The sequence below is a fragment of the Streptomyces arenae genome (assembly GCF_022343545.1).
Lineage (GTDB): Bacteria > Actinomycetota > Actinomycetes > Streptomycetales > Streptomycetaceae > Streptomyces > Streptomyces humi.
On the sequence record NZ_JAKQYH010000029.1, the window covers coordinates 46,268 to 72,400 of the forward strand.

A 26,133-nucleotide genomic window follows, 5' to 3' on the forward strand; every position below is an offset into this window, starting at 1 on the left:
ACCGTCCTAGACGGATGAATTATACAAGCGTTCTAGACAAGCGTTTAATACGCCCGTACATTCGTCGGCATGACGAACCTGAAGAGCACGACCACCCCAGCCCTGGCGGGCCGCCGTGAATGGACCGCGCTCGGCGTGCTGATGCTGCCGCTGCTCCTGGTCTCGATGGACGTCTCGGTCCTCTACTTCGCCCTCCCCGCGATCGGCGCCGACCTCAGGCCGAGCGGCACCCAGCAGCTGTGGATCCTGGACATCTACGGCTTCGTCCTGGCCGGCCTGCTGATGACGATGGGCGCGCTGGGCGACCGCATAGGCCGCCGGCGCCTGCTGCTGATCGGCGCCACGGCCTTCGGCGGCGCCTCGCTGCTCGCCGCGTACGCGGACAGCGCCGGCACCCTGATCGCCGCCCGCGCGGTCCTCGGCATCGGCGGCGCCACCCTGATGCCGTCCACGATGGCCCTGCTGCGCACGATGTTCACCGACCCCGGACAGCGCGCGAAGGCGATCGGCCTGTGGTCCGGCGTGATGACGGGCGGGATCGCGCTCGGCTCGGTGATGAGCGGCATCCTCGTCGAGCACTTCTGGTGGGGCTCGGTCTTCCTGGTCAACCTCCCGGCGATGGCCCTGCTCCTGCTCCTCGGACCGGTCCTGCTCCCGGAGTCCAGGAACCCCTCCCCCGGCCGCTTCGACTGGCTGAGCGTCCCGCTCTCGATGGCCGCCGTGCTCCCCGTGATCTACGGCGTCAAGGAGATCCCCTCCGAGGGCTGGCACCCGCTGTACGTCGTCTCGGTCACCGTCGGCCTGCTCTTCGCGGCCCTCTTCGTGCACCGCCAGCGCACCACCGGCTCCCCGCTGATCCCGCCCGCCCTGCTCAGGGGCCGCGGCTTCACCCCGGCGCTGGTCCTGAACCTGGTCGCCTCGCTCGCCATGATGGGCTCGGCGATCTTCACCACGCAGTACCTTCAGTCGGTCCTCGGGATGAGCCCGCTCGCGGCCGCGCTGTGGAGCCTGCTGCCCTCGGTGTTCATCGGGGCCGCCGGACCGCTCACCGCGCAGCTGGTGCAGCGGGGCGCCGACCGGGGTTACGTCGTCGCGGGCGGCTTCGCGGCCATGTCGGCCGGGTTCGTGCTGCTCGCCCTCGTCGGCACCGACTCGCTGTGGCTGGTGCTGACCGCGGCCGGGGTGCTCGCCTGCGGGATGGTGGCCATCATGTCCCAGCTGACCGACCTCGCGATGAGCGCAGCCCCGGTGGACCGGGCCGGCACCGCCTCCGCCCTGCTGGAAACCAGCGCGGAGTTCGGCGGTGCGCTCGGCATGGCCGTGCTCGGCTCGATCGGTACGGCGGTCTACCGCCACGACATGCCGGTCACGGCTCCGGCACAGGCCCGGGAGACGCTGGGCGGCGCGCTGGCCACGGCGGGCCGGCTGCCGGGGCCCACGGGAGAAGCCCTGATCCGGACGGCCCGGGAGGCATTCACCAGCGGGATGCAGGGGGCGGCGATCGCGGGGGCGGTGCTGCTGGTGCTGGCGACGGCGGGGGCGGGGGTGACATTGCGGAGGATCGGCAGGTAGCCGGACATCACAAACGCCGGACGGGCTGATCTACTCAGCCCGTCCGGCGTTTGAGGACATGACGCGAGCCTTCCAGCCCACCGAGTCAGGTGGGCGGGTGGGCAAAAAGTCAGACGAGGTTCACCGAACGGGCCGACGTAGCCCCGATCTCCGCCTCGACCTCGGCCAGCACCGCGGGGGCCACCGTGTCGTCGACGGTCAGGACGGCGAGCGCCTCACCGCCGACGGCCGCACGGGCCACCTGCATACCGGCGATGTTGATGCCCGCCTCGCCGAGGATGCGGCCGACGGTGCCGACCACGCCCGGCCGGTCCTCGTAGCGCAGCACCAGCAGGTGCTCGGCGATCGCGAGGTCCACGTCGTAGTCCCCGACCGCGACGATCTTCTGGAGGTTCTTCGGGCCGGACAGCGTGCCGGAGACCGAGACCTCCTCGCCGCTGCCGAGGGTGCCGCGCACGGTCACGACGTTGCGGTGGTCGGCCGACTCCGAGCTCGTGGTGAGGCGGACCTCGACACCGCGCTCCTGGGCGAACAGCGGCGCGTTGACGTAGGAGACGGTCTCGTCGACGACGTCCTCGAAGACGCCCTTGAGCGCGGACAGCTCCAGCACCTTCACGTCGTGCTGGGTGATCTCGCCGTACACCTCGACGTCCAGGCGGACGGCGACCTCACCGGCGAGCGCGGTGAAGATGCGGCCGAGCCGCTCGGCCAGCGGCAGGCCGGGCTTGACGTCCTCGGCGATGACACCGCCCTGCACGTTGACCGCGTCCGGGACCAGTTCGCCGGCGAGGGCCAGGCGGACCGACCTGGCGACCGCGATACCGGCCTTCTCCTGGGCCTCGTCGGTGGAGGCGCCGAGGTGCGGGGTGCAGACCACCTGGTCCAGCTCGAAGAGCGGGGAGTCGGTGCACGGCTCCTTCGCGTACACGTCGAGGCCGGCGCCGGCGACCCGGCCCTCCTTGAGCGCCGCGTACAGCGCCTCCTCGTCGACGATGCCGCCACGGGCCGCGTTGACGATCCGCACCGACGGCTTGACCTTGCGCAGCGCCTCGTCGCCGATCAGACCGACGGTCTCGGGGGTCTTCGGGAGGTGCACGGTGATGAAGTCGGCGACCTCGAGCAGCTCGTCCAGGGAAAGCACCTTGACGCCCATCTGGGCGGCGCGGGCGGGCTGGATGTAGGGGTCGTAGGCGACGACCTTCATGCCGAACGCCGACATCCGCTGCGCGACCAGGGCGCCGATGCGGCCGAGGCCGACGACACCGAGGGTCTTCTCGGCAAGCTCGACGCCGGTGTACTTGCTGCGCTTCCACTCGCCGTTCTTCAGCGCGGAGTTCGCCTGCGGGATGTGCCGCGCGGTGGAGATCAGCAGACCGCAGGCCAGCTCGGCGGCGGTCACGATGTTGGAGGTCGGGGCGTTCACGACCATCACGCCTGCCTTGGTGGCGGCGGAGACGTCGACGTTGTCCAGGCCGACGCCGGCTCGTGCGACGACCTTCAGCTTCTTCGCCGCGGCGATGGCCTCGGCGTCGACCTTGGTGGCGGAGCGGATCAGGATCGCGTCCACGTCGGCGATGGCGGGGAGCAGTTCGGCTCGGTCTGCTCCGTTGGTGTGCCGGATCTCGAAGTCCGGGCCCAGCGCGTCGACGGTGGCGGGCGACAGCTCTTCAGCGATGAGTACGACAGGTTTCGAGCTCACGTGAGTCCTCACAGGTCCAATGCGGACGGCCGTCCCGACGGCCGCAGGCGGTGGAGGTTGGCTTGCCGCGTGGAGACGCACGACGCTGTGGGCCTGACGCGTATGTAGTACGGCAGTGTAGTGGCGTGGCGGGGTTCGTCCTGCGCCTCTGCGGAAGGATCACCCGTCCGAGATTCGACGGGGTGGACAACGGGGCCGGAGCACAGCGCTCCGGCCCCGTCGGCTGAGGCTTACGCCTCCTCGTTCACCCAGCTCATCAGCTTGCGCAGCTGCTTGCCGGTGGTCTCCAGCAGGTGCTCGGAGTCCGCCGTCTTGTACTCGTTGTACTTCTTCAGACCGCCGTGGTACTCGGCCATCCAGTTGTTGGCGAAGGTGCCGTCCTGGATCTCCGCGAGGACCTTCTTCATCTCGGCCTTGGTGGCGTCGGTGATGATCCGCGGGCCGGTGACGTAGTCGCCCCACTCGGCGGTCTCGGAGACCGACCAGCGCATCTTCTCCAGGCCGCCCTCGTACATGAGGTCCACGATCAGCTTCAGCTCGTGCAGGCACTCGAAGTAGGCGATCTCCGGCTGGTAGCCGGCCTCGACCAGGGTCTCGAAACCGGCCTTGACCAGGGCGGAGGTGCCACCGCAGAGGACGGCCTGCTCACCGAACAGGTCGGTCTCGGTCTCCTCGGTGAAGGTCGTCTTGATGACGCCGGCGCGGGTGCCGCCGATGCCCTTGGCGTACGACAGGGCCAGCGCGAAGCCGTTGCCGGTGGCGTCCTGCTCGACGGCCACGATGCAGGGCACGCCGCGGCCCTCCTCGTACTGACGACGGACCAGGTGGCCCGGGCCCTTCGGGGCGACCATGCAGACGTCGACGCCGGCCGGGGGCTTGATGAAGCCGAAGCGGATGTTCAGGCCGTGGCCGAAGAACAGGGCGTCGCCGTCGTTCAGGTTGGGGGCGATCGACTCCTCGTAGACCTGGGCCTGGATCGGGTCCGGGACGAGGATCATGATCACGTCGGCCTCGGCGGCGGCCTCGGACGGGGTCACCACGCGCAGGCCCTGCTCCTCGGCCTTCGCCTTGGACTTGGAGCCCTCGTGCAGACCGACACGGACGTCGACACCGGAGTCGCGCAGCGACAGCGCGTGGGCGTGGCCCTGGCTGCCGTAGCCGATGACCGCGACCTTGCGGCCCTGGATGATGGACAGGTCGGCGTCGGCGTCGTAGAACAGCTCGGCCACTTTGGGTTCTCTCCTTGGTGTGCAGATGGTGCGTCCCACCGTATGACGGCGGGCGGAAGGGAAGTCTCGGGGTCTCGGCATACGGGCGGCCGACGGCCGTCGGGCCGCCCGTTTCCAGCCTTACGCAGAACGGTCGAGGGCGCGCAGCGAGCGGTCGGTGATCGAGCGGGCGCCCCGGCCGATCGCGATGGTGCCGGACTGGACCAGTTCCTTGATGCCGAACGGCTCCAGCATCTTGAGCATCGCGGTCAGCTTCTCGCTGCTGCCGGTGGCCTCGATGGTGACGGCCTCCGGGGAGACGTCGACGGTCTTGGCGCGGAACAGCTGGACGATCTCCACGATCTGGGAGCGCGTCTCGTTGTCGGCGCGCACCTTCACCAGAACGAGTTCCCGCTGAACGGCGGAACCCGGCTCCAGTTCGACGATCTTGAGCACCTCGACCAGCTTGTTGAGCTGCTTGGTGACCTGCTCCAGCGGCAGGGCTTCGACGCTCACCACGATCGTGATGCGGGAGATGTCGGCGTGCTCGGTGACTCCGACGGCGAGCGAGTCGATGTTGAAGCCGCGGCGGGAGAAGAGGGCCGCGATCCGGGCCAGGATGCCCGGCTTGTTCTCCACCAGGACGGAGAGCGTGTGCTTGGACATTTTTCTTTGCGTCTCTCTCGCTCAGTCGTCTTCGTTGTCGCCGAAGTCGGGGCGGACGTCCCGGGCGGCCAGGATCTCGTCGTTGGAGGTGCCGGCGGCGACCATCGGCCACACCATGGCGTCCTCGTGGACGATGAAGTCCACCACGACCGGGCGGTCGTTGATGGAGTTCGCCTCCTCGATGACCTTGTCCAGGTCGTCCGGGGACTCGCAGCGGATGGCGTGGCAGCCCATCGCCTCCGACAGCTTGACGAAGTCGGGGACCCGGGTGCCGCGGGCGTCCGGGTTGACGTCGTCGGGCCCGGAGTGCAGCACGGTGTTGGAGTACCGCTGGTTGTAGAACAGCGTCTGCCACTGGCGGACCATCCCGAGGGCGCCGTTGTTGATGATGGCGACCTTGATCGGGATGTTGTTCAGGGCGCAGGTGGTGAGCTCCTGGTTGGTCATCTGGAAGCAGCCGTCGCCGTCCACCGCCCAGACCGTGTTGCCGGGCGCGCCGGCCTTGGCGCCCATCGCGGCCGGGACCGCGTAGCCCATGGTTCCGGCGCCGCCGGAGTTCAGCCAGGTGGCGGGCTTCTCGTACTTGATGAAGTGCGCGGCCCACATCTGGTGCTGGCCGACGCCCGCCGCGAAGATCGTCCCCTCCGGCGCGAGCTGCCCGATCCGCTCGATGACCTGCTGCGGGGAGAGCGAGCCGTTGTCCGGCTGGTCGTAGCCCAGCGGGTAGGTGTCGCGCCAGCGGGAGAGGTCCTTCCACCAGGCGGTGTAGTCACCCTGGTGGCCCTCGCTGTGCTCCTTCTGCACGGCCTGGATCAGGTCGGCGATGACCTCGCGGGCGTCACCGACGATCGGCACGTCGGCGGCGCGGTTCTTGCCGATCTCCGCGGGGTCGATGTCGGCGTGGACGATCTTGGCGTACGGGGCGAAGCTGTCCAGCTTGCCGGTGACGCGGTCGTCGAAGCGGGCTCCGAGGGCGACGATCAGGTCGGCCTTCTGCAGCGCGGTGACGGCGGTGACCGCACCGTGCATGCCCGGCATTCCCACGTGCAGCGGGTGGCTGTCGGGGAACGCGCCGAGCGCCATCAGGGTGGTGGTGACGGGCGCTCCGGTGAGTTCGGCGAGGACCTTCAGCTCGGCGGTGGCGCCGGCCTTGATGACACCGCCGCCGACGTAGAGGACGGGCCGCTTCGCGGAAGTGATCAGCTTGGCGGCCTCGCGGATCTGCTTGGCGTGCGGCTTGGTCACCGGACGGTAGCCGGGCAGGTCCATGACCGGCGGCCAGGAGAAGGTGGTCTTCGCCTGGAGGGCGTCCTTGGCGATGTCGACGAGGACCGGGCCGGGACGGCCGGTGGAGGCGATGTGGAACGCCTGCGCGATCGTCCGCGGGATGTCCTCGGCCTTGGTGACCAGGAAGTTGTGCTTGGTGATCGGCATGGTGATGCCGACGATGTCCGCCTCCTGGAAGGCGTCCGTGCCGATCGAGGAGGACGCGACCTGCCCGGTGATCGCCACGAGCGGCACCGAGTCCATGTGCGCGTCCGCGATCGGCGTCACCAGGTTGGTGGCGCCCGGGCCGCTGGTCGCCATGCAGACGCCGACCTTGCCGGTGGCCTGCGCGTAGCCGGTGGCGGCGTGACCGGCGCCCTGCTCGTGCCGGCACAGGACGTGGCGCACCCGGGTGGAGTCCATCAGCGGGTCGTAGGCGGGCAGGATCGCACCGCCGGGGATGCCGAACACCGTGTCCGCGCCGACCTCCTCGAGGGAACGGATGAGGGACTTCGCACCCGTGACGTGCTCGACGGGGGCGGTCTGCTGTCCTCCGGAACGGGGCCGCGGCTGCGGATGGTGGGCCGCGGCGCTCTGCTCGGTCATCGGCATTCTCTTCTCGATGCTGAGGGTTTTTGCGAGGTTCGTACGGATTTCTGCTGCCGTACGCATGCTGTACGAGTGGTGCTGGTGCAACAAAAAACCCCTCGTGCCAAAAGGCAAGCGAGGGGAGCGCGCCGGTGTGGTCGCTGGGGTTTCCGGAGCCATCTCCGGTGGGTCCCAGCTCAGCCGACGCGCTGTCCAAGTACGAGAATTCGGGTGCGCATGGAACTGACCCTCCCTCTGACGCGCACCACGTGTCAAGTGGGTGGGACGGGCGTCTCATTATGTGAGCGGAGGGCACTTCCGCCGCCGAGCACCGCGGGCACACCTCCTGTGTACACCCCGGAGCGGCCTCCCGCGAAGGCCGGCTCGGCCGGTGCGTGCGGAACCGGATAGTGGCCGGATCCCAGCGCCCGGCGCAGGCGGTACTCGTCCACCGGGCCGGAGAAGGCCATGCCCATGCCGTGGGTGCAGCCCATCGCGCGCAGCGCCGTGACCTGTTCGGGCAGGTCCACGCCTTCCGCCACGGACTGGAGGCCCAGGTCCCCGGCGATCCGCAGCAGGCCGCTGGTGATCTTGTGCAGCCGGGCCGACTCGACGATCCCCTCGACCAGACCGCGGTCGAGTTTGAGTACGTCGACGGGGAGCTTCCGAAGGGCCGTGATCGCCGCGTAACCGCTGCCGAAGCCGTCCAGCGCGATCCGGACACCGTGCCGGCTGAGGGCGGTCAGCCGCCGCTCCAGCTCGTCCAGCGGGATTCTGGGGTCGGTGTCGGACAGTTCGAGGACCAGCGCTCCGGAGGGCAGCCCGTGCCGGGTGAGCAGGGACTCCACGGAGCCGAGCGGTGAGGACCGGTCGAGCAGCCGCCGGGCGCTCAGGCGCACGGCGACCGGCACCACCAGACCGCTCGCGGCCCGCTCGGCGGCCTGCTCGACCGCCTCCTGGAAGATCCACCGGTCCAGCTCGGCGGTCTTGTCGCTGTCCTCGGCCACGCGCAGGAACTCGGCCGGCGTGAACAGCACCCCCTGCGAGGAGCGCCAGCGGGCCTGTGCGGAGACCGATTCGATCCGGCCGTTCTCCAGGCACACCACGGGCTGGTGCAGCAGCGCGAACTCGCCGTCGTGCAGTGCGGCCCGCAGCCGGGTGGCCAGCTCCGCCTTGCGTACGACGTCCTGCTGCATCTGTGGCTTGTACAGCTCGACGCGGCCCTTCCCCGCCGACTTGGCGCGGTACATCGCCAGGTCGGCGTTGCGCAGCAACTCGCCCGCGCCGAGGCCCGGTTCGGCGAAGGCGACCCCGATGGACGCGTTGACACGGACATCGTTGCCGTCGATGAGGTACGGCTGGGAGAGGGTCACCCTGAGGCGGTCGGCGAGCTCCAGGATGTGCCGCTCCCGGGCACTGCGGTCACGGGTGCCGTCTCCGACGATCAGCGCCGCGAACTCGTCGCCGCCCAGCCGGGAGGCGGTGTCGCCGTGGCGGACCGCGGCCTGGAGCCGGCGCGCGGCCTGGACGAGCAGTTCGTCCCCGGCCTGGTGTCCGATCGTGTCGTTGACGGCCTTGAACCCGTCCAGGTCGATGAAGAGCACCGCCGTGTTCCTGAGGGCGGGGCCCCGGTCGGAGGAGCGCCGGCCGGACAGGGCCTGCTGCACGCGCCGGGTGAACAGGGCGCGGTTGGGCAGGTCGGTGAGCGGGTCGTGCTCGGCGTTGTGCTGGAGCTGCGCCTGGAGCCGCACCCGCTCGGTGACGTCCCGGCTGTTGAAGATGAGGCCGCCGTGGTGGCGGTTGACGGTGGACTCGACGTTGAGCCAGCCGCCCCGCCCGAGCGGAACCGGCACTCGATGCGGGTGGTGGGTTCCTCCTGGGGCCGGGCGGCGAGGAAGCGGCGCACCTCGTGCACCACACAGCCCAGGTCCTCCGGGTGGATCAGGTTGGCCAGTTCCGAACCCACCAGGTCGTCGGCGGGCCGTCCGTAGACGCCGGCGGCGGCCGGGGAGACGTACCGCAGGATGCCGTTGGGCGCGGCGATCATGATGACGTCGCTGGAGCCCTGCACCAGGGAGCGGAAGTGGTTCTCCTGCTGCGCCAGTTCCTGGGTGAGGGTGATGTTGTCGAGCAGCATGATGCCCTGGCGCACGACGAGCGCGAGGACCACGCAGCCGGCGGTGATCAGGACCACGTGGTCGGGGCTGCGGCCGTCGAGGACGTTGTAGAGGATGCCCAGGGTGCAGACGGCGGCGGCCAGGTACGGGGTGAGCGCCGCCAGGGACCCGGTGATCGGCCGGCCGGCCGGGTACCGGCTGTGCTCGCCTCCGGGGGTGGGCGCCGACGGCTGCTTGGGCGCCGGGACCCGGCCGCCGGGCACGTGCTCGTGGACCACGCGCGTGTGCCCCTCGGGCTCCTGGCCGCCCGGCGTGCGGGGCGGGGCCCAGGGCGCGTAGGCCAGGAGCAGCGAACCGGCGAACCAGCCCGCGTCCAGCAGCTGACCGGAGCGGTAACTGCTGTGCAGCAGGGGCGAGGTGAACAGGGCGTCGCACATCACGGTGAGGGCGAGCGCGCCGATCGCGGTGTTCACCGCGGTGCGGTTGCCCGGCGAGCGCCGGAAGTGCAGCGCGAGCACCATGCTGACCAGGGCGATGTCCAGCAGCGGGTACGCCAGCGAGAGCGCGGTGTGCGCGACACTGGGCCCGTCGAACCGGGCGGCCTGGGCGAGCGCGAGGCTCCACGACAGGGTGAGCAGCGAGCCGCCGATCAGCCAGGCGTCCAGGCCCAGGCAGATCCAGCCCGCCTTCGTCACCGGCCGCTTGGCCAGCACCAGCAGGCCGACGATGGCGGGCGGCGCGAAGCACAGGAAGAACAGGTCGGCGTAGCTGGGGCTGGGCACCGGCCGCTGGAGCACGACCTCGTACCACCCCCAGACCGCGTTGCCCAGGGCCGCCATCGCCGAGGAGAGGGCGAACAGCAGCCAGGCAGGTCGAAAGCGGACCCGCGGCGAGCGGGCGTAGAGGAAGCAGGACACGGCGGCGGCGCCGGCCGCCGCTGTCAGACCGAAGTCGCCCATGAACAGGGCGATCTGGTTCGAGCCCCAGTCGAACGCGGAACCGACGGCGTATCCCGCGCAGACCAGGGCCAGGACGAGTTGGCGGACCACGCCGGTCCCGCCGCCGGTGACCGGCGGCCGGGGGTGCGGCTTCCCCGCCGGAGGCTGTGCCCGCAGCGCTCCGGGGAGGGTGGTCGTCACAGGCGTCGGCGCGGTCACGGGGCCCTCCAGGCCCGCGTCGCTCCCGCGTCCCTCGGGCCGCGGTGCACCGGGTGAGGGTGCCGCCGGTGTCCGTTGTGGCCGCGGTGGTGGTGATGGCTGGTGTGGTGGTGATGGCTGGTGTGGTGGCCGCGTCTGCGCGCAGCTGTGCGCCAGGGTCGCCGCCGGCGGCTCCGCCGCGTCGGATCGTTCGTCCATAGGCCGTGCATCGCCCGTCGCCCCCCTCACAAATCTGAAATGTCCGTCCCCGGCGCCGAACGGCTCACGGCGCAGCCCCTGTCGGGACGATACACCAGTCTCGTCACTCAGGGACATAGCTTCTCTACGCTCCGTGACGACCAGCGGCTATGCGCGCACGCACCGCGCCCGGAAGGTCGCGGACCGTACCGGAAGCGGATTACAGGCGCGTTGCCGTGAAGGTCAGTTGTCGGCGGATCCCGTCGTAAGGATCACGTTCCGCAGCGGCTCCCGGTTCACGAAGCGGTTCAACTGCTCGGTGACGAGGCGCTTCGCGCGCGGCAGGAACGCCGAGGTGGGGCCGCCGACATGAGGGCTGATCAGCACGCCCGGCGCCTGCCACAAGGGGTGTCCGGCCGGCAGCGGCTCGGGATCGGTGACGTCCAGGGCCGCGGTGAGCCGGCCGCTCTCCACCTCGGCGAGCAGCGCCTTGGTGTCCACGACGGGCCCGCGCGCGACGTTCACGAGCAGTGCGCCGTCCTTCATCCGCGCGAGGAACGCCTCGTTGACCAGGCCGCGCGTGGTGTCCGTGAGGGGCGTGGAAAGGATGACGACGTCGGCTTCCGGAAGCAGATTCGGCAGTTCGGTGAGCGGATGCACAGGACCGCGCGCCGAGGCGCGCCCGGAGCGCGCAACGCGCGCCACCCGCGCCACCTCGAAGGGCACGAGCCGGTCCTCGATGGCCTCGCCGATGGCGCCGTAGCCGACGATGAGGACGTTCCGGTCGGCGAGGGCGGGGTGGAAGCCGCCCTCCCAGCGCTCCTGCTGCTGGGCCCGGACGAACCCCGGGATGCCGCGCAGGGACGCCAGCGTCAGGGCGAGCGCGAGTTCGGCGGTGCTCGCCTCGTGCACCCCGCGCGCGTTGCACAGCGGCACACCGGGGACGATGAGGTCCTGGGCCGCGATCATGTCGTCGACGCCGGCGGTGAGGGTCTGGATCAGCCGCACGTTCCGCATCCCCGCCAGCGGCCGCACCTTCGCGGACTGCCGCTTCATGTAGGGGACGACGTACACGGCACAGTCGGCGGGGTCACCGGGAAACTCCTGGTCGCCGTCCCAGAAGAGGTAGTCGAGCCCATCGGGCAACGCGGTGAACTCATCCGGCGGGATCGGCAGCCATACGTCTTGGGTCATGGTCAGGAGGCTATGTCAGGCACGTGGGCGTGCAGAGGTTAGGTTGGGGGGTCGAGAAGGAGGTTCACGGGCTGGTGGAGCGCAGGACGATCGGCGCGGGGGCGCTCGCGGTGGGGGCCGTCGGACTCGGGTGCATGCCGATGAGCTGGGCGTACAACGGGTCGCGGCAGCGGGGCGACGAGTCGGTGCGGGCGGTGCACCGGGCGCTGGACTTGGGCGTGACGCTGCTTGACACGGCGGACATGTACGGTCCGTTCACCAATGAGCTGCTGCTGGGACGGGTGCTCAAGGAGCGGCGGGCGGAGGCCTTCGTGTCGACGAAGGTGGGTCTGCTGGTGGGCGACCAGCACATCGTGGCGAACGGCCGCCCCGGGTACGTGAAGCGGGCCTGCGACGCGTCGCTGCGCCGGCTCCAGACCGACGTCATCGACCTCTACCAGCTGCACCGCGCCGATCCCGAGGTCCCGGTCGAGGAGACCTGGGGGGCCATGGCGGAACTGGTGCAGGCGGGGAAGGTGCGCGCGCTGGGGTTGTGCGCCGTGGGGGCGCGCGGGGGGCGCAGGTCGGGGGCGCGGATGCACGACGCCACGCTGCGGCAGCTTCGGCGGGTGCAGCAGGTGTTTCCGGTGACCGCGGTGCAGGCGGAGCTGTCGGTGTGGTCGCCGGAGGCGCTGGAGGCGTTGCTGCCGTGGTGCGCGGCGCGGGGTGTCGGCTTCCTTGCCGCGATGCCTCTGGGGAACGGTTTCCTCACCGGGACGCTCAGGCCGGGTGAGGGGTTCGAGCCGGACGATCTGCGGGCCCGGCATCCCCGGTTCACGGCGGAGATGATGGCGGCGAACCAGCCGATCGTCGCGGGGCTGCGGAGGGTCGCGGGGCGGTACGGGGACGAGGTCACCGCGGCTCAGGTGGCACTGGCGTGGGTGCTGGCGCAGGGGGCGCACGTGGTGCCGGTGCCGGGGACGAAGCGGGGGCGGTGGGCAGCCGAGAACGCGGGCGCGGTGGATGTGCGGCTGAGTGCGGAGGATCTGGCGGAGCTGGGGCGGCTGCCTCCGGCGCAGGGGTCGTGGGACTGAGAGGCTGCCCGGTTCCGTCGTCGGTCGGGTGCGGGTGTGGTGTGCCCGGTCGCGCAGTTCCTCGCGCCCCTTGGGCGCGCGCTGCACTAACGTCGGTGGAAGAGCTGCCGGAAGGGGCTGTGATCGTGCAACGTCGTGCTGTGCTCGCTGTGTTGGCCGCGGCCGGGGTCCTCCTCGTGGCCGGGTGTTCCTCCGGTGGCGGTGGTGAGGGGCTTCCCACGCCGTCGTGGGCCGGGAGTACGCCGGGGAGTACGTCGGCCGGGGCGTCGACGTCGGCCGAGGCCGTGGCGCCCGCCAAGGGGTCGGTCAAGGTGCTGCGTACGGTGGCCCAGGGGCTGAAGTCACCCTGGGGGCTCGCGGTGCTGCCGGACGGGGCCGGGCTGCTGGTCTCCGACCGGGACGACGGGACGATCAGCAAGGTGGACGAGAAGACCGGGAAGATCACCGAGCTGGGCACGGTGTCGGGGGTGGCCGCCGCCGGTGAGGGCGGGCTCCTCGGTATCGCCCTCTCCCCCGGCTTCGCCTCGGACCACATGATCTACGCGTACTTCACCTCGGCCTCCGACAACCGGATCGTGCGGATGCTGTGGGACGGGGGCAAACCGGCCGGAGAGCAACTGGGCGCCCCCGACACTGTCTTCAAGGGCATCCCCAAGGGGTTCATCCACAACGGCGGCCGGATCGCCTTCGGCCCCGACGGCATGCTCTACGCCGGCACCGGGGAGAGCGGCCGGCGCGGTCTCGCCCAGGACCGGAAGTCGCTGGGCGGGAAGATCCTGCGGCTGACCCCGGAGGGCGATCCGGCCCCCGGCAACCCGTTCCCCGACTCCCCCGTCTACACCTACGGCCACCGCAACGTGCAGGGGCTGGCCTGGGACGACAAGCAGCGGCTGTTCGCCTCGGAGTTCGGCCAGGACACCTGGGACGAGCTGAACGCCGTCAAGCCCGGCGGCGACTACGGCTGGCCGAACGCGGAGGGCAGGTCCAGCGACCCCAAGTACGTGAACCCGATCGCCGAGTGGCACACCGACGACGCCTCTCCCAGCGGTATCGCCTACGTGAACGGCGTGATCTGGATGGCGGGTCTGAAGGGGCAGCGGCTGTGGCGCATCCCCCTCAAGGGGACGACCGCGGCCGCCGCGCCGCAGGCCTTCCTCACCGGCGAGTACGGCCGGCTGCGGACCGTCGTCGCCGCGGGCGGCGACAAGGTGTGGCTGGTGACCAGCAACACGGACGGGCGGGGCAAGCCCAAGGCGGGCGACGACCGGATCCTGGAGCTTCAGGTCACCTGACCCGCCGGGAACAGCTCCAGCCGGTGCGCCATCGCCGCCGCCTCGCCCCGGCCCGCGACGCCCAGCTTGCCCAGGATGTTGGAGACGTGGACGCTCGCCGTCTTCGGGGATATGAACAGCTCCTCGGCGATCTGACGGTTGGTGCGGCCGTCCGACACCAGGCGCAGGACGTCCCGCTCCCGGCTGGTGAGACCGAGCCTTTCGGCGGGGTCCAGGGCCCGCCCGGACGTGCCGGCGGTGAGGGTCAGGCGGGCGCGCTGGGCGAGCAGCGCGACGGCCTCGGCCAGCGGCCGGGCACCCAGGTGCTCGGCGACCGCGCCGGCCAGCCGGAGCAGTTCCCTCGCGCGCTCGCGCTCCTCGTCCCCTGCGGCCTCCTCCAGCAGGGCCTGGGCGAGGCGGCGGCGGACCCGGGCCAGGTCGTAGGGGCGGTCCAGGGTCTCGAAGTCGAGGACCACGTCCGACCAGAGGGCGGCGGTGTCGGTGCCCCGGGCGCGGTGCAGTTCGGCGCGGGTCCAGCGCTCGTAGGCTCCCCACACGGGGGCGCCGGTGGTGAGGTTGCGGACGGCCTCGGCGATCCGGTCGAGGACCCCGGCGCGGCCGTCGGCCGCCGCGGGCAGGGCGCGGGCGTCGGCCTCGGCGGTGCCGGCGGCCAGCAGCAGCGGCCAGCCGTAGCGCTGGGCGCCGGGCGGGAAGCCGAACGCCAGAGCACGGTCCAGTTCGGTACGGGCGTCCAGCAGCCGGCCCTCGGCGGCGGCCACGCCGATGGCGATCCGGGCCAGCGGCAGCAGCGCCTGCGGCATCGGGTCGTGGGTGCCGTAGTGCGTGCGGGAGACGGCCAGGCGGCGGGCGGCCTCCTCGACGTCGCCCCGGGCGAGGGCGATGTGGGCGAGCTTCAGCGCGCCTGCGCCCCGGGGCTTGGCGCTGGCGGCGGAGCCGAGGGCACCCGCGGCGGCCTCGGCGGCCTCGTCCCACTGGCCGAGGGTGTACAGCGAGTCGGAGAGGTTGCCCCAGACCCACACCTCGGAGTCCAGCAGGCCGAACCGGCGGGCGAAGACCAGGCCCTCCCGCAGGATGGGCACCGCCTCCCGGGACCGGCCGACCGCTTCCAGTTCGGAGGGCAGGTTCACGTAGGCGCGGCCCGCGACATGGGTGATGCCCTCCTGGAGCGCGGCCTCCCTGACCCGCTCCAGCTCCCGCAGTCCGTTCGCCACGTCACCCGCGTCGACCATGAGGCAGCCGAGGGTGATGCGCGCGTTGAGCTCGATGTCGCGGGCGCCGACCATGCGGGCGTACTCGACGGCCCGTTCGGCGGCGGCGAAGGCCTCCGGGCCTGGTTCGTGGAGCATCGACCAGGAGGCCACGTTGGCCAGCACGTCGGCGTGCACCTCCGAGGGCGGCAGACCGCGCACCAGGTCCTGGGCGGTGCCCAGTTCCTGCCAGCCGTCGCCGCGGCCCAGGCCCTGGACCAGACGGGAGCGCTGCACCCAGAACCAGGCCGCGCGTTGCGCGTCGTCGTCCTCCCCGAGGATCCGCAGGGCCTTCTTGGTGATCTTCAGGGCGCGTTCCCGCTCGCCACAGTAGCGGCCGGCGACCGCCGCCTCCGCCATCAGGTCGAGGTAACCGAGCGGGGTGGTGGCCGGGTCACAGCCGCAGGGAGGGTAGACGTCGGTGTAGTCGACCGGCCGCAGGGCCGCGCGGATTTCCTCGGGGACGGTGTCCCACAGCTCCATCGCCCGCTCCAGGAGCCGCAGTTGCTCGCTGTAGGCATGCCGGCGGCGGGCCACGACGGAGGCGTCGAGGACGGCGGGCAGGGCCTTGGCGGGGTCGTGGGCCTGGTACCAGTAGCTGGCCAGGCGGGTCACCCGCGCCTCGGCCGGCACCAGGGTCGGGTCGGTCTCCAGGGCCTCGGCGTACCGCCGGTTGAGCCGGGAGCGTTCGCCGGGCAGCAGGTCGTCGGCGACGGCCTCGCGGACCAGGGAGTGCCGGAAGCGGTAGCCGTCACCTGCCGGGATGGCGGTGAGGATGTTGGCGCCGACGGCGACCCGCAGCGCCTCGATCAGGTCGTCCTCGGCGAGCCGGGCGACGGCCTCGATGAGCCGGTACTCGACGGTGGAGCCGCCCTCGGCGACGATCCTGACGACCCGCTGGGCGCTCTCCGGCAGTGCCTCGACCCGTACCAGGAGCAGGTCGCGCAGTGAGTCGGTGAGGCCGGTGCAGCAGCCCTCGGCGGCGGCGACGGCCAGTTCCTCGACGAAGAAGGCGTTGCCGTCGGAGCGTTCGAAGATCTCGTCGACCTGGGCGGGGTCGGGTTCGGCGGCCAGGATGCCGGCGATCTGGCGGCCGACCTCCTCGCGGTTGAACCGGGCGAGTTCGAGACGGTGGACGGTGCGCAGCCGGTCGAGCTCGGCGAGCAGGGGGCGCAGCGGGTGGCGGCGGTGGATGTCGTCGGAGCGGTAGGTGGCGAGGACGACGAGCCGGCCGGTGCGCAGGGTGCGCAGCAGGTAGGCGAGGAGGTGGCGGGTGGAGGCGTCGGACCAGTGCAGGTCCTCCAGGGCGAGGACCACCGTGCGGTCGGCGGCGATCCGCTCCAGGAGGCGGGCGGTGAGTTCGAAGAGGCGGGCCATGCCCTGTTCGTCGTGGCGGCTCGAGGTGGCCTCGCCGAGTTCGGGCAGCAGCCGGGCCAGCTCCTCCTCCTGGCCGGCGGCGGCCGCGGCCCACTCGTCGGGCAGGGCGGCCCGCAGGGTGCGCAGGGCAATGGAGAAGGGGGCGAACGGCAGCCCGTCCGCGCCGATCTCCACACAGCCGCCGACCGCGACGACCGCGCCGCCGCGGCAGGCGGCGGTGGCGAACTCCTCGACCAGCCGGGTCTTGCCGACGCCGGCCTCGCCGCCGAGCAGCAGCGCCTGCGGCTCGGCGGCCCCGGCACGGGCGAGCGCCTCGTTCAGTGCCTCCAACTCGTCGCTGCGGCCTACGAACACGGGACTCACGGACCTGGTCTCCACAGGCCAGAGCATCGCACGCGGCACGGAGGGGACGGCAGCGGTTTTCCACAGCACCGGTGCGCTTGTCGTACGAGCTGACGGTATGGAGGAGTACCGGCGGCCGACCCCCGTACGGCCGCCGGTGGCTGTCCTCCCGGTCTTCGGACGGGCGTCGGCGCCCGGCCGGGGCCCGGTCATGCCGTGCGCGGGAGCCGGCGCCCGCCGCGGCCGACGGTATGGGTGGCGTCCGGCTCGGCGGCGTCGCCGGCCGGCTCGGCTCGGCGCGCGGCGCGGCGGACGCGGACGGCCTCGCGGGCGAGGCGGGCGTCGGCGGCCTGCCGGCGCAGTTCGGCGGAACGGATCTGGTGGAGTTCGTACGCGAGCATCGGGTTCTCCTGGAAGAGGCGGTGTGCGGACTTCGCCGTCCGCGATGCCTCCACCTTCGTCTCCCAGGGGGGTGCGCCACATCGGGAGAGTTCCGCATCTTCGGGCGGCCGCCGGGCCCGGGACGCGCATAAGGGGCCTCAGGTCGTCCGTAAGGTACTTACGGACGACCTGAGGCCCCTGGTGACCTGCGTTGTTCCCGCCGCTTCCTCAGCTGGTCGAGGGCAGCCCGAGGAGCGCGTCGGAGTACTTGAGGACGGCCAGCAGCAGGCCGATGACGGCGAGCGCGACACCCGCCCAGGCGACCGACTTGATCCACGGCGCCTGCGTCCTGCCGGGGGCCCCGAAGGCGGGCCGGACCAGCACCACGACACCGGTGACCAGCGCGACCAGCGCGAAGAGGCCGGCCCACAGCGCGGTGGTCTGCCACGCGTCGCCGTAGACCTCCTTGACCTGCTTGGCGACGCTCGCCGTCGACGAGGTCTGGAGCTGGCCGATGAGGGTCTCGCGGGCCGCGGCGACCGAACCGATCCAGCCACCCGTGAGGGAGACCAGGCCGAGCGCGACGGAGACGACGGCGCCGGCGCCCTGCCCGACTCCGGACGGGCCCTCCGGCTCCTCCTCGGCGAGGGCCGCCAGTTCCTCCTCGGTGAGGTCGTCGAACTCGTCCGCGTCCGCCTCGGCGGCCTCCGCGGCAGCCTCACCCGCGGCCGGTGACTTCTCCTCGGCCTCAGCAGGAGCCTTCTCCGCCGTCTCGGCCGGAGCCTTCTCCGCGGTCTCGGCGGGAGTCTCGGTGACGGCAGCCGTCGCCTCCTCGGTCGCCTTGTCGTCGTTCTTCGCCTCGGCGCCGGTCCCGGCCCCGTCCACTGTCTTCGTTCCCATACCTCGCACCGTACGGACGCTGTCTGAGAGGTCTCTTAATGATCGTGCTGTGCGGTACGCGCGCGTGCCGCACACCACTCGGGGGCCAGCACCGACCAGACCTCGGTGTCCGTGCCCACGCCCCGGTGGGGGTGGTTCTCCCGCAGCACGCCGTCGCGGGTCATGCCCGGCCGCCGGGCCACGATGATGCCCGGTTCGCCGGCCGACGACGCATGCCACTCCACACGGTGCATGCCACGCTCGTCAAACGCCCAGCCCACAAGGACCGCATGCCCCGGCCGGCTCCTCAGTCGAACTGGTCCCCGAGGGCCATCACCATGGTCCCCAGGATCATCAGCCAGAGGGCCACCCGGGTGCGCCCCCTGGCCCCCAGCGCCGACGCCACCACACAGACGACGGCCCCGGAGCCGTAGGCGGTCGGTACGAGGGCGGGCACCCCGCCCAGCCGCATCGAGGAAGCGGTGAGCCCCATCAGGGCCAGCAGCGCTCCGGTGACGGTGGCGGTCCAGCGGGCCCGGCGGGCGTCCTCGAGGACGTCCTCGTCGTCGGCTGCCTCCACCTCGGCTGTCTCCGGTTCGGTGTCGGACTCGGCGTGTGCGGTCATGGCGGGCGAGCGTAGTACCCGCACCTGGGGAATGCGGCTGCGGAGTGCCTCCACAACTGCTAGCTTCCGCTGGTCAGCCTTGTCCGGCCCCTCGCCGACGACCGAAGCGGGTGCATTGTTTGCCGGTTCGAACGAGCTCCTACGCATCGCCTTCCACTACGAAGATCACAAGGAGCCCGTTCACCGATGTCCGATTCCGGGATCACGGACGACCGCCTGACTGACCGTCTCACCCTGCCGCGTTACCCCCTCAGCAGCACCTACGACGCCCGCTGGACCGTCGAGAACCAGATGGGTCCGCACGCCCTGTGGCTGCTGGAATGGCTGGCGCCTGCCCTCGGCCTGGACACCCTGCGCCCCTGCGCGCGCGTCCTCGACCTGGGCTGTGGCCGTGCGATGACCTCGATCTTCCTGGCCAGGGAGTTCCACGCGCAGGTCACCGCCGCCGACCTGTGGGTCAAACCCGACGACAACGCCCGGCGCATCGCCGAGGCCGGGTTCGCCGACCGGGTGCAGCCCGTGCACGCCGAGGCGCACGACCTGCCCTTCGCCGAGGGCGGCTTCGACGTGGTCGTGAGCATCGACGCGTACCAGTACTTCGGCACCGACGACCTCTACCTGCCCACGCTCACCCGGCTGTTGAAGCCCGGTGGCCGGATCGGCGTGGTGGTCCCGGCGGTGCGGGAGGAGATCACCGGCACCGAGCCGCCGGAGCACCTGAAGCCGTGGTGGGAGCCCGGCTACTGGTGCTTCCACTCCGCGGCCTGGTGGCACCGCCACTGGACCCGCAGCGGGGCCGTGGAGGTCGAGACGGCCGACTGGCAGCCGGACGGCTGGCGGGACTGGCTGCTGTGGTGCGAGGTGGTCATGGAGGAGAGCCCGGAGGAGTTCCATCGCACGATGGCCCGCCGGGTCGCCGAGACGCTCCGCGCCGACCAGGGACGCACACTCGGCTTCGTACGGGTCGTCGGCCGACGCGTCTGACGGTCACGGCCCCGGAGGCGATGCCTCCGGGGCCGTACCGTGCGTACCAGGGTTGCTCAGCCCTCGCTGACGCCCAGCTGCTCCAGGATCAGCTCCTTGACGCGGGCCGCGTCGGCCTGACCGCGGGTGGCCTTCATGACCGCGCCGACCAGGGCACCGGCCGCGGCCACCTTGCCGCCGCGGATCTTGTCGGCGATGCCCGGGTTGCCGGCGATGGCGTCCTCGACGGCCTTGCCGAGCGCGCCTTCGTCCGACACGACCTTCAGACCGCGCTTGTCGACCACCTCGTCCGGGGTGCCCTCGCCCGCGAGGACGCCCTCGATCACCTGGCGCGCCAGCTTGTCGTTGAGGTCGCCCTTCGAGACCAGCTCGGTGACCCGGGCGACCTGCGCCGGGGTGATCGCAAGCTCGTCCAGCGAGGTGCCCGACTCGTTGGCGCTGCGCGCCAGTTCGCCCATCCACCACTTGCGGGCCGAGGCCGCGTCGGCTCCGGCGTCGATGGTGGCGACGATCAGGTCCAGCGCACCGGCGTTCAGGATCGCCTGCATGTCGGTGGCCGAGATGTCCCACTCGGCGAGGAGACGGGTGCGGCGGGCCAGCGGCATCTCCGGCAGCGCCGCGCGGATCTCCTCGACCCACGCGCGCGAGGGCGCCACGGGGACCAGGTCGGGCTCCGGGAAGTACCGGTAGTCCTCGGCCTCCTCCTTCACGCGGCCCGAGGTCGTCGAACCGGTGTCCTCGTGGAAGTGCCGGGTCTCCTGGATGATCGTCCCGCCGGAGGACAGCACGGCCGCGTGCCGCATGATCTCGAAACGGGCCGCGCGCTCCACGGAGCGCAGCGAGTTCACGTTCTTCGTCTCGGAGCGGGTGCCGAACTTCTCGGTGCCGTTCGGGCGCAGCGACAGGTTCACGTCGCAGCGCATCTGGCCCATCTCCATGCGGGCCTCGGACACGCCGAGCGCCCGGATGACCTCGCGCAGCTCACGCACGTACGCCCGCGCGACCTCGGGGGCACGCTCGCCCGCTCCCTCGATCGGCTTGGTGACGATCTCGATGAGCGGGATGCCGGCGCGGTTGTAGTCCAGCAGCGAGTGCGAGGCGCCGTGGATACGGCCGGTCGCACCGCCCACGTGGGTGGACTTGCCGGTGTCCTCCTCCATGTGGGCGCGCTCGATCTCCACGCGGAAGGACGTGCCGTCCTCCAGCTGCACGTCGAGGTAGCCGTTGAAGGCGATCGGCTCGTCGTACTGGGAGGTCTGGAAGTTCTTCGGCATGTCCGGATAGAAGTAGTTCTTCCGGGCGAAGCGGCACCACTCGGCGATCTCGCAGTTCAGCGCGAGACCGATCTTGATCGCTGACTCGACGCCGGTCGCGTTGACGACCGGGAGCGCGCCGGGCAGGCCGAGGCAGGTCGGGCAGGTCTGCGAGTTGGGCTCGGCGCCCAGCTCGGTCGAACACCCGCAGAACATCTTGGTCTTGGTGCCGAGTTCGACATGGACCTCAAGGCCCATGACGGGGTCGTACGACGCCAGCGCGTCCTCGTACGACACCAGGTCGGTCGTGGTGGTCACGGTGAAACTTCCCTCTCAGCCCAGCAGGACGTCGTCGTCGCCCAGCCGCTTCAGCTCGCGGTAGAGGATCGCGAGGCCGGTCACGATCGCCGCGGCGGAGACCGTGGCGTCGATCAGCCGGAGCGTGTCGTGCTCGGCGCGGGCCTTCTTGATCTGCTTGGCGACACTCACCGCGCCGAACGCGGTGGTGGCCATGGACAGGTACGTACCGGACTTCGACTTCTTGAAGCCCTTGGCCTTCGACAGTGCGTTGCTCACAGCGACGGTGCCTCCTCCAGGAGCGGGTGCCCCCACCTTTCCACGAAGGCGGCCTCGACAGCGGCACCGACCTTGTAAAGGCGGTCGTCCTTGAGCGCCGGGGCGATGATCTGCAGGCCCACCGGGAGGTTGTCCTCCGGGGCGAGACCGCAGGGCAGCGACATCGCCGCGTTGCCCGCGAGGTTCGTCGGGATGGTGCACAGGTCGGCCAGGTACATCGCCATCGGGTCGTCGGCGCGCTCGCCGATCGCGAAGGCGGTGGTCGGCGTCGTGGGCGACACGATGACGTCCACCTGCTCGAAGGCCTTCTCGAAGTCGCGCGTGATGAGCGTGCGGACCTTCTGGGCGGAGCCGTAGTAGGCGTCGTAGTAGCCGCTCGACAGGGCGTAGGTGCCGAGCATGATGCGGCGCTTCACCTCGGGGCCGAAGCCCGCCTCACGGGTGAGGGAGGTGACCTCCTCGGCGGAGTGCGAGCCGTCGTCGCCGGTCCGCAGGCCGTAGCGCAGGCCGTCGAAGCGGGCGAGGTTGCTCGAACACTCGCTCGGCGCGATCAGGTAGTACGCCGACAGGGCGAGGTCGAAGGACGGGCAGTCCAGCTCGACGATCTCGGCGCCCAGCTCCTTCAGGAGGGCGACGGACTCGTCGAACCGCTGGATGACGCCGGCCTGGTAGCCCTCGCCGCGGAACTGCTTGACGACGCCGACGCGCATGCCCTCGACGCTGCCGTTGCGGGCGGCCTCGACGACCGGCGGGACCGGGGCGTCGATGGAGGTGGAGTCGAGCGGGTCGTGCCCGGCGATCACCTCGTGCAGCAGCGCCGCGTCCAGGACCGTACGGGCGCACGGGCCGCCCTGGTCCAGGGAGCTGGAGAAGGCGACCATGCCGTACCGGGAGACCGCGCCGTACGTCGGCTTCACGCCGACCGTGCCGGTGACGGCGGCCGGCTGGCGGATGGAGCCGCCGGTGTCGGTGCCGATGGCGAGCGGCGCCTGGAAGGAGGCGAGGGCCGCGGACGAACCGCCACCCGAGCCACCGGGGATCTTGGTGAGGTCCCACGGGTTGCCGGTCGGCCCGTACGCGCTGTTCTCGGTGCTGGACCCCATGGCGAACTCGTCCATGTTGGTCTTGCCGAGGATGACGACGTCGGCGGCCTTGAGCCGCTTGGTGAGGGTGGCGTCGTACGGCGGGATCCACCCCTCCAGGATCTTCGAACCGACGGTCGTCGGGATGCCCTCGGTGGTGAAGATGTCCTTGAGCGCGAGCGGGACGCCGGCCAGCGGGCCGAGCCGCTCGCCGCGGGCCTTCTTCTCGTCGACCGCACGGGCCTGCGCCAGGGCGCCCTCGCGGTCGACGTGCAGGAAGGCGTGCACCTTCTCGTCGACGGCCTCGATCCGGGCGAGGTGGGCCTCGGTGACCTGGACCGCGGTGAGCTCGCCGGAGGCGATCTTCGCGGCGGTCTCGGCGGCCGTGAGCTTGATGATGTCCGTCATGGCTGTCTAGTCCTCCCCCAGGATCTGCGGCACCTTGAAACGCTGCTGCTCCTGGGCCGGGGCGCCGGAGAGCGCCTGCGCGGGGGTGAGCGAGGGACGGACCTCGTCCGCGCGCATGACGTTCGTCAGCGGCAGCGGGTGGGAGGTCGGCGGTACGTCTTGGTCGGCGACCTCGCTGACGCGGGCGACCGCGCCGATGATGTCGTCGAGCTGGCCGGCGAAGTGGTCGAGTTCTTCGGGCTTCAGCTCCAGACGCGCCAGCCGGGCGAGGTGGGCGACCTCCTCGCGCGTGATGCCAGGCATGCAGCGTTCCTCTGGGGTGAGTGTGTGTGGTTTGGGGCCAATCCTATGGGGCGGGACCCGGTGGCTGTTAAACGGTTTGGCCGGGGCTGCTGACAGCGCCCCGCAGGGGCGCTGGGGTGTCCCCGGCCGAAGGCTGGGGGGAGGGACCGCGCGAGCGCCACAGCGGCCGGCCGGCCGCCGACGGCCGACGGCACGGCACCCCCGCCGGGGACGGGCGGCTACTCGGCGGCCGGGAGTGCCGCGCGCGGGCGCTGCCACCCCCGTGACCCCCGTGCCAGCAGCCACGCCGTGGCCTCCTCGGGCGGCATCGCGGCGGCGACCAGCCAGCCCTGGACGGCGTCACACCCCAGGTCCCGCAGCCGCTCCCAGGTCTCGTCGTCCTCCACGCCCTCCGCGACGACCAGCAGCCCCAGCGAGTGCGCGAGGTCGACCGTGCAGCGCACGATCTCCGCGTCCTCGTTGTCCACGGCCAGCCGGGCCACGAAGGACCGGTCGATCTTCAGCTCGCTCACCGGCAGCCGCCGCAGGTGCACCAGCGACGAGTACCCGGTGCCGAAGTCGTCCAGCGACATCTTCACGCCGTGCCCGGTCAGCCCCGCGAGGGTGTCCGCGGCCCGCTGCGGGTCCTCCAGCAGCACGTGCTCCGTTATCTCCAGCTGCAACGCCCCCGCCGGAACCCCGTGCCGGGCCAGCCGGGCCGCCACCGAACCGGCGAACCCGGGGGTGTGCACGTCACGCGGCGAGACGTTGACCGCCACCGGCACCCGCAGCCCCTGCGCCCGCCACTCGGCGACCTGCCCGAGCGCGGTCTCCAGGACGTACTCCGTCAGATGGGGCATCAGCCCGGAGGACTCGGCGATCGCTATGAACTCGTCCGGCGGCACCTTGCCGCGTTCGGGGTGCACCCACCGGACCAGGGCCTCCAGTCCGGCCACCTGACCGTCGAAGCGCACCTTCGGCTGGTAGTGCAGCTGCACCTCGTGGGCGTCCAGGGCGCGCCGCAGGTCGCCCAGCAGACCCAGCCGGTCCGGGGTGTTGGAGTCCCGCTTGGACTCGTACACCTCGACGCCGGTGCGGTCCCGCTTCGCCTGGTACATGGCCACGTCCGCCCGGCGCAGCAGCCCCTCCGCGTCGACGGCGTGGTCGGGGAAGACGGCGACACCGGCGCTGGCCTCCAGGACGAGGGTGAGGCCGTCGAGGTCGAGCGGGGAGGAGAGGGCGGTGACCAGGTTCCGGGCCACCCGGGTCGCGGAGGTCGTGGAGTCGGCGACGGGCAGTAAGACCGCGAACTCGTCACCGCCGAGCCGGGCCGCCTCCGCACCGCGCGGCAGCGCGGCCCGCAGCCGGTCGGCTATCTGGAGCAGCAGCCGGTCACCGGCGAGATGACCGAGCGTGTCATTGACCGAACGGAACCGGTCGAGGTCGATCAGCATGAGGGCGGAGCGGGCGCCGATGCGTTCGGCGTCGTCGAGGGCGGTCCAGATCCGCTCCAGGAGCCACTGCCGGTTGGGCAGTCCGGTCAGCGGGTCGCGCAGCTGTTCCTCGGCGCGGGCCCGGGCTATCCACAGGGTGGAGTCGAGGGCGACCAGCGGGATCGAGAACAGCGGGAGCAGCAGCGGCTGGGCGACGGCGACCACGCAGACGAGCGGGGCGATGCCGAGCAGCGCGACCGCGACCAGGCCCTGTCGCACCAGGGCGGTGCGGGCGACGGTGGGCACTCCGCCGCCGCGCGGGAGGTGCAGGTACCAGAGCAGGGCGCGGGTGACGGCGAGGTAGGCCACCGCGACGAGCACGACCTCGGGGGCGGTGGTGGCGCTCCAGCTGCCGGGGTTCCAGGGGGACTCGACGGTCGGTACCCGGCCGAAGGCGCCGAGCAGGAGGGCGCCGGCGCCGATGCCGAGGATGTCCACCGCGCCGTGCAGGACGCCCTGCCGCCAGCGGTGGCGCCGGGCTATGCCGACCAGGACGACGACGGTGAGGCTGACCATGCCGGCCGGGACCCAGCCGTACAGCAGCAGGACGGCGAGGGTGAGGGCGCCGCCGGAGCCGGTGCCGCCCCACCAGCGGGCGCGGCCGAGCAGCACCAGGTGGCCGACGATGATGCCGGTCAGCACGGCCAGCGACCAGCCGACCGTGCCGGAGGGGAACAGGGCGTGGTTGTCGGTGAAGGCGCGGTAGAAGCCGGCGCCGAGGACGAACGCGGCGGCCGCGACGACCCCGGCGGGCAGCGCGGGCCAGGACAGGTGCCGGTCGTGGTCGTGCTCGGAGCCGGGCAGGCCGGGCAGGTGGGGCGCCGGTTCGACGGAGGGCGGCGGCAGCGGGTCACGGGCGCCCGCCACGAGGCTGGTGACCGGCACGCCGAGGCGCCGGTCGCCCCGCGCCGTACCCCGGCTCTCCCGCCACGCGCACGCCCGTCGGCGCAGCGGCAGCCGTGCGCCCGGGGCGGCGCTCTCGGTCGGTTCCATTCCCGTCCCTCTCACAGCCGGCGGTGCCCACGCCATGCGGTCCGTGCCCTGCGGGAGCACGGGAATGCCCCGACCGCAGCTGGGCACGGCAGGCGCACGTCTCAACAGTAGGCCGCGGAAGGCTTTCGCGGGCAGCGGTCGTGGACGGTTGCCCGATTGCGACCCGGCCACCCGTATGCATCTGGTATGCGCCGAACGGGTG

18 protein-coding genes and 2 pseudogenes are annotated in these 26,133 nt (G+C 71.7%); 4 read left to right on the forward strand and 16 right to left on the reverse strand.

Translation table 11 applies throughout. The features are described from left to right. The first annotated feature begins 69 nt into the window (after positions 1–69). Positions 70–1,572, forward strand: coding sequence for an MFS transporter (locus MB828_RS13930; RefSeq protein WP_301648415.1), 1,503 nt, complete (start codon positions 70–72; stop codon positions 1,570–1,572). Between the two features lie 109 nt (positions 1,573–1,681). Here MB828_RS13930 and serA read toward each other — a convergent pair whose 3' ends face one another. From serA to MB828_RS13960, 6 genes and pseudogenes are all read right to left on the reverse strand, one after another. After that, positions 1,682–3,271: a phosphoglycerate dehydrogenase gene (serA, locus tag MB828_RS13935; RefSeq protein WP_133027233.1), complete on the reverse strand. Its 1,590-nt coding sequence runs from the start codon at positions 3,269–3,271 to the stop codon at positions 1,682–1,684. A gap of 230 nt (positions 3,272–3,501) precedes the next feature. Beyond that, the gene (gene ilvC, locus MB828_RS13940; RefSeq protein ID WP_046726930.1) at positions 3,502–4,500 is read right to left on the reverse strand and encodes a ketol-acid reductoisomerase; all 999 of its coding nucleotides are present in this window, start codon (positions 4,498–4,500) and stop codon (positions 3,502–3,504) included. A gap of 120 nt (positions 4,501–4,620) precedes the next feature. Next, complete coding sequence (gene ilvN / locus MB828_RS13945; protein ID WP_046726929.1) at positions 4,621–5,145, reverse strand: acetolactate synthase small subunit; 525 nt, start codon at positions 5,143–5,145, stop codon at positions 4,621–4,623. A gap of 21 nt (positions 5,146–5,166) precedes the next feature. Then, positions 5,167–7,017: an acetolactate synthase large subunit gene (locus MB828_RS13950; protein WP_133027232.1), complete on the reverse strand. Its 1,851-nt coding sequence runs from the start codon at positions 7,015–7,017 to the stop codon at positions 5,167–5,169. 254 nt (positions 7,018–7,271) lie between these two features. Then, positions 7,272–10,273 (reverse strand): annotated as a pseudogene (locus tag MB828_RS13955) (putative bifunctional diguanylate cyclase/phosphodiesterase). Between the two features lie 420 nt (positions 10,274–10,693). Beyond that, positions 10,694–11,644, reverse strand: a complete 951-nt coding sequence (locus MB828_RS13960; RefSeq protein ID WP_301648416.1) for a 2-hydroxyacid dehydrogenase — start codon at positions 11,642–11,644, stop codon at positions 10,694–10,696. 74 nt (positions 11,645–11,718) lie between these two features. Here MB828_RS13960 and MB828_RS13965 point away from each other — a divergent pair, with 74 nt between their 5' ends. After that, the gene (locus tag MB828_RS13965) at positions 11,719–12,717 is read left to right on the forward strand and encodes an aldo/keto reductase (protein ID WP_301648417.1); all 999 of its coding nucleotides are present in this window, start codon (positions 11,719–11,721) and stop codon (positions 12,715–12,717) included. Positions 12,718–12,857: 140 nt separating this feature from the next. Further along, positions 12,858–14,009 carry a PQQ-dependent sugar dehydrogenase gene (locus tag MB828_RS13970; protein ID WP_301648418.1) on the forward strand — a complete coding sequence of 384 codons (1,152 nt, stop codon included), beginning with the start codon at positions 12,858–12,860 and terminating at the stop codon, positions 14,007–14,009. On the opposite strand, the gene MB828_RS13975 is transcribed toward MB828_RS13970, so the two are convergent. The 5 genes and pseudogenes from MB828_RS13975 to MB828_RS13995 form a co-directional block, all read right to left on the reverse strand. Then, positions 13,997–17,023 (reverse strand): helix-turn-helix transcriptional regulator, encoded by a 3,027-nt coding sequence (locus MB828_RS13975; RefSeq protein ID WP_301648419.1) that lies wholly within the window; start codon positions 17,021–17,023, stop codon positions 13,997–13,999. The two genes, MB828_RS13970 and MB828_RS13975, sit on opposite strands and share 13 nt — an antisense overlap. 161 nt (positions 17,024–17,184) lie before the next feature. Then, entirely contained in the window at positions 17,185–17,430 is a 246-nt protein-coding gene (locus MB828_RS13980; protein ID WP_430381378.1) for a hypothetical protein, read from the reverse strand. Positions 17,431–17,584: 154 nt separating this feature from the next. Beyond that, complete coding sequence (locus tag MB828_RS13985) at positions 17,585–18,256, reverse strand: hypothetical protein (RefSeq protein WP_301648420.1); 672 nt, start codon at positions 18,254–18,256, stop codon at positions 17,585–17,587. 35 nt (positions 18,257–18,291) lie between these two features. Continuing rightward, positions 18,292–18,531 (reverse strand): annotated as a pseudogene (locus MB828_RS13990) (GNAT family N-acetyltransferase); the annotation flags it as partial. Between the two features lie 11 nt (positions 18,532–18,542). Beyond that, a complete protein-coding gene (locus tag MB828_RS13995; protein ID WP_133027224.1) occupies positions 18,543–18,860 on the reverse strand; it encodes a hypothetical protein in 318 nt (105 codons plus the stop codon). Positions 18,861–19,046: 186 nt separating this feature from the next. Here MB828_RS13995 and MB828_RS14000 point away from each other — a divergent pair, with 186 nt between their 5' ends. Then, on the forward strand, positions 19,047–19,844 hold the full coding sequence (locus MB828_RS14000; RefSeq protein ID WP_301648421.1) for an SAM-dependent methyltransferase: 798 nt from the start codon (positions 19,047–19,049) through the stop codon (positions 19,842–19,844). 56 nt (positions 19,845–19,900) lie between these two features. Here the strand turns inward: MB828_RS14000 and gatB are convergent, their stop codons facing one another. The 5 genes from gatB to MB828_RS14025 all read right to left on the reverse strand — a co-directional run bounded on the left by gatB (position 19,901) and on the right by MB828_RS14025 (position 25,931). Beyond that, positions 19,901–21,415, reverse strand: a complete 1,515-nt coding sequence (gene gatB, locus MB828_RS14005) for an Asp-tRNA(Asn)/Glu-tRNA(Gln) amidotransferase subunit GatB (protein ID WP_133027222.1) — start codon at positions 21,413–21,415, stop codon at positions 19,901–19,903. A 15-nt stretch (positions 21,416–21,430) separates the two neighbouring features. Then, on the reverse strand, positions 21,431–21,673 hold the full coding sequence (locus MB828_RS14010; protein WP_133027221.1) for a hypothetical protein: 243 nt from the start codon (positions 21,671–21,673) through the stop codon (positions 21,431–21,433). After that, positions 21,670–23,163 (reverse strand): Asp-tRNA(Asn)/Glu-tRNA(Gln) amidotransferase subunit GatA, encoded by a 1,494-nt coding sequence (gene gatA / locus MB828_RS14015; RefSeq protein ID WP_133027220.1) that lies wholly within the window; start codon positions 23,161–23,163, stop codon positions 21,670–21,672. Before gatA ends, MB828_RS14010 begins: the two co-directional genes overlap by 4 nt. A 6-nt stretch (positions 23,164–23,169) precedes the next feature. Continuing rightward, the gene (gene gatC, locus MB828_RS14020; protein WP_018544665.1) at positions 23,170–23,466 is read right to left on the reverse strand and encodes an Asp-tRNA(Asn)/Glu-tRNA(Gln) amidotransferase subunit GatC; all 297 of its coding nucleotides are present in this window, start codon (positions 23,464–23,466) and stop codon (positions 23,170–23,172) included. 218 nt (positions 23,467–23,684) lie between these two features. Next, on the reverse strand, positions 23,685–25,931 hold the full coding sequence (locus MB828_RS14025) for a putative bifunctional diguanylate cyclase/phosphodiesterase (protein ID WP_301648422.1): 2,247 nt from the start codon (positions 25,929–25,931) through the stop codon (positions 23,685–23,687). Positions 25,932–26,133 lie beyond the last annotated feature (202 nt).